The organism is Mesorhizobium sp. M1A.F.Ca.ET.072.01.1.1, from assembly GCF_004023325.1.
In the GTDB taxonomy this organism is placed as follows: domain Bacteria; phylum Pseudomonadota; class Alphaproteobacteria; order Rhizobiales; family Rhizobiaceae; genus Mesorhizobium.
Window position 1 is genome coordinate 1 of record NZ_RZSF01000401.1, and the last position, 5138, is coordinate 5138.

Annotated in this window: 6 protein-coding genes; 2 read left to right on the forward strand and 4 right to left on the reverse strand. The window is 66.1% G+C overall.

The window, feature by feature from the left end:
* Window positions 1-106 precede the first annotated feature (106 nt).
* Window positions 107-574, forward strand: a complete 468-nt coding sequence (locus tag EOA32_RS32770; protein WP_128373938.1) for a MaoC family dehydratase — start codon at window positions 107-109, stop codon at window positions 572-574.
* 53 nt (window positions 575-627) lie between these two features.
* On the opposite strand, the gene EOA32_RS32775 is transcribed toward EOA32_RS32770, so the two are convergent.
* A complete protein-coding gene (locus EOA32_RS32775; RefSeq protein ID WP_066999469.1) occupies window positions 628-939 on the reverse strand; it encodes a hypothetical protein in 312 nt (103 codons plus the stop codon).
* 103 nt (window positions 940-1042) lie between these two features.
* A complete protein-coding gene (locus EOA32_RS32780; RefSeq protein WP_066999471.1) occupies window positions 1043-1234 on the reverse strand; it encodes a hypothetical protein in 192 nt (63 codons plus the stop codon).
* 294 nt (window positions 1235-1528) lie between these two features.
* Here EOA32_RS32780 and EOA32_RS32785 point away from each other — a divergent pair, with 294 nt between their 5' ends.
* On the forward strand, window positions 1529-1930 hold the full coding sequence (locus EOA32_RS32785; RefSeq protein ID WP_082980609.1) for a low affinity iron permease family protein: 402 nt from the start codon (window positions 1529-1531) through the stop codon (window positions 1928-1930).
* 94 nt (window positions 1931-2024) lie between these two features.
* Here the strand turns inward: EOA32_RS32785 and EOA32_RS40295 are convergent, their stop codons facing one another.
* The gene (locus tag EOA32_RS40295; RefSeq protein WP_245499466.1) at window positions 2025-3602 is read right to left on the reverse strand and encodes an alpha/beta hydrolase; all 1578 of its coding nucleotides are present in this window, start codon (window positions 3600-3602) and stop codon (window positions 2025-2027) included.
* A gap of 310 nt (window positions 3603-3912) precedes the next feature.
* The coding region (locus tag EOA32_RS32800) for an MFS transporter (RefSeq protein ID WP_128373940.1) at window positions 3913-5138 on the reverse strand (1226 nt) is incomplete at its 5' end.

The window sequence follows — 5138 nt, forward strand, 5'->3', positions numbered from 1 at the left end:
GGCTCGAGCCCGCCATGAGCGAGCTGGCGACTTATCGAGCGCCGGCAAACGAACCGCAGGCAATGGCGGGCTCGAGCCTCTATTGCAACCGAACGGGAGTAAGACCATGACCGTACATTTGATGAAGGACGGGTGGATCGGCGTTATCAAGGGGCGGCCGCAGGTCGGCGCCGTCGCCGAGCGTTCGCGGCGCACGCAACCGCAGGATATCGACGCCTTCGCGGAGATGACCGGCGACCGCAATCCGCTGCATTACGACAAGGCCTTGGCCGAGGCCTCGGTGTTCGGCAAGCTCATCGTGCAGGGCGGCGTCACCTCCGGCATCCTGAACGCGGTGGTCGCGGAGGACCTTCCCGGGCCCGGCTCGGTGTTCCTCGAAGTCTCCTGGAAATTCGTCAAGGCGGTCGGCGTCGGCGAACTGATCACCGGCCGCGTCGAGGTCAAGGACGTGCGCGCCGACAAGCCGGTCACGAAATTGGAGACCTCGGTGCGCAACGAGGCCGGCGAGCTTTGCCTCACCGGCACCGCGACGGTGTTCACCGTGCCGCTCGCCGGGGGCGAGGCGGATAAATGATCGCCGGCAACGGTTCGGCCCGGCTTTCGTTCCCTGGGCCGGGCCGATAGCGGTCAATAGTCGGTGTCGCTTTCGACGGTGACTGGACGACGGTGGTAGCGGTGATGGCGCTCGACTGAGTTCGTGACGACGACGGCGTCCGAGCGGTGATGGCGATGCCAGGCGCGGCGGCCGTTGTCATAGAATGCGACGGTGCCGTGATGGCGATGATGAAGGCGGTGGCCTTCCTCGTTGATGACGATGGCGGGACGGTGATGGTAATGGTGCCTGTGATGCGTCGTGATGACCACATCGGCCTCGGCGGCGGATGCGACGGCGGGTGCCGCGACGCAAAGCGCCAACGCTGCGAGAAGCACTGTTTTCATTGCAATATTCCTGGTTGGTGGAGCGCCCCTTCGCCGGATAAACCCCTGCCGGGCTGTTTGGTTCCGGCCTGGATCGGGCTGCCCGGCAGCAACGCAGCGAAGGTCATTTCGGGCGTTCGCGCCGCAGCGCAACATATCTGAGGTAAGTGCTCGCCGCGGCGTCGCAGGCGCGTCGCGACGGTCCGTTCGCGATCAACATGGCCTTGGCAAGCTTGTCGGAGAGCCCGTATTTGCTGGCGAAGGACGCTGTTTCATAGGGCTGGTCTTCCAGATCGTCCGCGAGTCCGTCGGTCATATATCGCCTCCCGATGCAATGGCGCGTCAGAAATGCGGAAGCATGACTTAGGTTGCGCCGGTCGATCCTCTTCTTTGCTTTCCGGACTTCAGTCCGACGGCGCTTCGGACGGTTGGCCGATGAGTGGAACGAACGCTCTTGGTCGCCGTTTGCCGGCAAGCAATTCGCCGATGGGAGGATAAATATGGAAGACCCTACCAACAGTGTCCTGGAGGCTCGCTGGCTGCTTGCCGTGCCGGCCTCGATGGTCCTCACCGTGCTGATAGCCGGGTTCCTGCTTTCATAGCGTCGCCCATGAATCGGCTCCTCTTCATCGTCGCCGATTTTCTGTCTAGGCCGCCCGGCTTCTATGCGATGGTTATCGCGATGGTGGCGTGCACCTTGCTCGTACCCTACGGACTTACCAACACGGTGACCTATGCGCTGTCGGCAGCGGCCATCATCATCACGGGGATCGTGCTTATCCAGGGGTACCGGGACACGGCGGCCATCCACGCCAAACTCGACGAGATCGTGATCGCGCTGCGGCAGACACGCAATGACGTGGTTGGGCTCGAGCATGCGGACACGCAAGAGATCAAGTCGAAGCTGGTCGAGCTGGAGCGCGAAGCGGAAGCCGGCTCGGCCGAGGCGGCATCGCAGAACGAGACGAATGAGGCCGGTGCCGCAGCGGGCGGGGGGCGTTGGGGTAGCTGAAGCACCGGCCGAAGGGGCGGAATGGGCACCGCCGCCACCCAAAGATAAGCTTCCCACGCCAAGATTAAATTACGCGATCGCGGTAGGAGATTTCCTACGACCCTGCCGTATCGGCGACGAAGGCCCGGACGTGGGCGACGAACTCGTCGAAGGCCGGCTCGCCCTCGAGCAGGATGTGGTTTTGGCTTTCCAGCTCGAGGAAGCTGGCGCCGGGAATACCCGCCGCCATGGTGCGGCCGGACTCGACCGGGGCAACATTGTCTTCCCGCGCGTGCAGCACCAGGGTCGGCACCCGCACTTTTTCGAGCAGGTCGCTGACATCGATCACGGAAAAGGCGGCCTGCAGGCGCCAGGCGTCATCCGGCAAAACGGTGCGCCGCATCAGATCGTCCATCCAGGCGAAATGTTCGTGCGTGGCGCCGGGGATGAACATGGAGCAGAAGGCTTGGCGGAACATCGGGTTCGACTTGCCCCAGCTCTCGCGCATCAGCGTCGATACGGCCTCGCGCGTGGCGATCTCGCCGGGGTCGCCGCGCGCCCGCCAGCCTTTGACGTAGCCGCCGTAGAGGATCATGCCCGAGACTTTCTCGGGGTGGCGTATGGCATAGGCGATCGAAACCGCGCAGCTCTGCGAGAGGCCTAGAAGCGTGAAGCGATCGAGCCCCGCGGCCTCGACGACGCATTCGAGATCCGACACCATCGTGTCGAACGAGACGTCGGCCACGTGGCGTTGCGACAGGCCATTGCAGCGCTCGTCGTAGCGCACCAACTGGTTCCGGCGCGACAGTTCCCTCATCCAGTGCCGCCAGATCGGGCTGTCCCAGTCGAAGGTCAGATGCGACATCCAATGCGCGGCGCGCAGGATGGGCGGGCCGCTGCCGGTCTTGGCAAAAGCAAGCCTTGTGCCGTCGCGAGCCCGGCAGAAATGTACGGCGCGGCCGGGATCCTGCGCGGGCGTCGGCGCCTTGGCGAGCGAAGGCGAAGGTGACTGCATCTGGGCCACGTCCCTGGCCTCGCGTTGCGCGGAGCGTCCCGTCGGCTGGGCGGCTGCCGCCCTCACCTTCTCTTCCAGCGCCGCGATCTCTTCCGCCAGGCCGATATCCTCCGGCAGCAGCCGGCGCAGGCGCCTGGCAAGCGGCAGCGCACGCCTCGGCTCGCCGGCCAGGCGCTCGATCAGCTCGCGCAACATGCCGAGCTCGGCGATCTCGACCTCGCTGGTGACGCCCGCGCGCCAGGCCTCGTATTCGAAGCAGCGCTCGAGCGAAAGATCGGCGAGGAAATCGCCGCGGATCGAACCGGCCACGACCTCCAGCTCTTCCGTCGAGGCCATGGAAAGATCGCCCTTCACCAGCGGCAGCAGCCGGGCATAGTCCGTGCCAAGTTTCAGCGAGACAGTGTTGCGGTCGGCGACCAGAGCTGGTTCGTCGTCGCCGAGCACCTGGCGGATCTTGGACAGGCTCCAGCGCAAGGCGCCGCGCGGATCGTCGGGAATGTCCCAGAAGATTTCGCAGAGCCGCTCGCGCTGATGCGCCTTGCCGGTGACGGCGAGATAGGCAAGCAAGGCTCTCGTCTTGCGCGACGGAGGCAGGTCGAGCAGCGCGCCGTCGCGGACCACCTGGAAGTCGCCGAGCACGCACAGGTCCAGCAGCCCCTTATGCGGAGCGTCGGTCATCCGGCCGGGCACCCTTCCACTGCCATCTGGCTCCTCGTCGATGCGGCGGGAGAAGACCGCACCGGAATATCAAAATCGGCTAATTTACGGAAGCCGATACGGCAAGACGGGCGTTGGGAATGTGCGAGGGGTTACATTCGCGGCGATGCGTAATCTCTCTTCGAGGGGGAGCTGTCGCCGAAGGTGAAAGAGGGGGCGCTTCGCGTGAAGCGCCAGCGCTCTCCCCGACATCAGACGGCGTTGGCGATCCAAGTGAGACGACCCCCTCTGTCCTGCCGGACATCTCCCCCGCAAGGGCGGAGATTGGATGTCACCAACGCTTTCGCAAATCTCCAACCGCCGCAATCGCAACCGCCACGATCACCAGCCCAGCCGCCACTGCGAACGTAAACCCCATCCCGCCGGCGACTGCTTCCGGTGTCGCGGCGCCGATCTCGCCAGTGCCCACCGCGAAGGCAAACACCGCGCCCATCACCGCCGTGCCGGTGATCAGGCCGAGATTGCGCGACAAGCTGAGCATGCCCGAGACCACGCCGCGCTCGTTCTTATCGACATCGGCCATGACGGCGGTGTTGTTCGCCGCCTGGAAAAGCTGGTAGCCGGGCGTCAACAGCATGATCGCCGCCGCGTAGCCGGCGATGCCGAACAGCGCCGGCAGCAGAGCAAGCGCGAGGCAGCCGATGGTCATCAGCACCAGCCCGGCAACGACCATGACGGACGCGCCCAGGCGATCGACGAAGCGGCCGGCAGTCACGCCGCACAGCGCCGAGACGACCGGGCCGATCGACAGCACGGCGCCGACCTGCGCGTCGCCCAGGCCCAGCGCGCGCGACAGGAAGAAGGGTCCGACGACAAGCGTCGCCATCATCACGGTGGAGACCAGCCCGTTCATGGCAAGGCTCGGCGCCAGCACCGGATCGCTGAACAGCGCTGGTTTGACCAGAGGCGACGCCACTCTCCGCTGCGCATAGAGGAACAGGCCGGCGCCGAGAACGGCCATGCCGAGCAGCGCGACGTTCGTGCCGCCGAAATGGCCGCGTCCTGCCGTCATCGCCAGCGCATAGGCGGCGAGCGTCAAGGCAAGCAGCAGGGTGCCCAGCGCGTCGAAGCGCGGGCCAACGCCCTGCGCCTCATTGCGGAGGATCGTCGCGGTTTGATCGCCCGGCAGGAAGCGCCGGGCGAGGATCATCGCCACGACGCCCAGCCCGGCAGTGACGAGGAAGATCGCGCGCCAGCCGAGGGAAGCGATCAGCACGCCGCCAAGCGACGGCCCAAGCGCCGTGCCGATCGCCGACATGGTGCCGAGCAGGCCCATGGCGCTGCCGGTGCGCTCTTTCGGCATCGTCGAGCCGACCAAGGCCATGGTCAGCGCCATCATCACCGCGGCGCCGAGGCCTTGAGCGGCGCGGGCGGCGACCAGCAGCGGCAGCGACGGCGCAAGCGCGGCCGCCAGCGACGCGGCGCTGAACAGGCCAAGACCGGCGACCAGCAGCAGCCGGCGGCCGACGAGATCGCCAAGACGCCCGACGCTGACGA

Coding starts and splice junctions, on each gene's coding strand:
- EOA32_RS32780 (WP_066999471.1), bottom strand. CDS start 1,234: ATGACCGACGGACTCGCGGACGATCTGGAAGACCAGCCCTATGAAACA.
- EOA32_RS40295 (WP_245499466.1), bottom strand. CDS start 3,602: ATGACCGACGCTCCGCATAAGGGGCTGCTGGACCTGTGCGTGCTCGGC.
- EOA32_RS32775 (WP_066999469.1), bottom strand. CDS start 939: ATGAAAACAGTGCTTCTCGCAGCGTTGGCGCTTTGCGTCGCGGCACCC.
- EOA32_RS32770 (WP_128373938.1), top strand. CDS start 107: ATGACCGTACATTTGATGAAGGACGGGTGGATCGGCGTTATCAAGGGG.
- EOA32_RS32785 (WP_082980609.1), top strand. CDS start 1,529: ATGAATCGGCTCCTCTTCATCGTCGCCGATTTTCTGTCTAGGCCGCCC.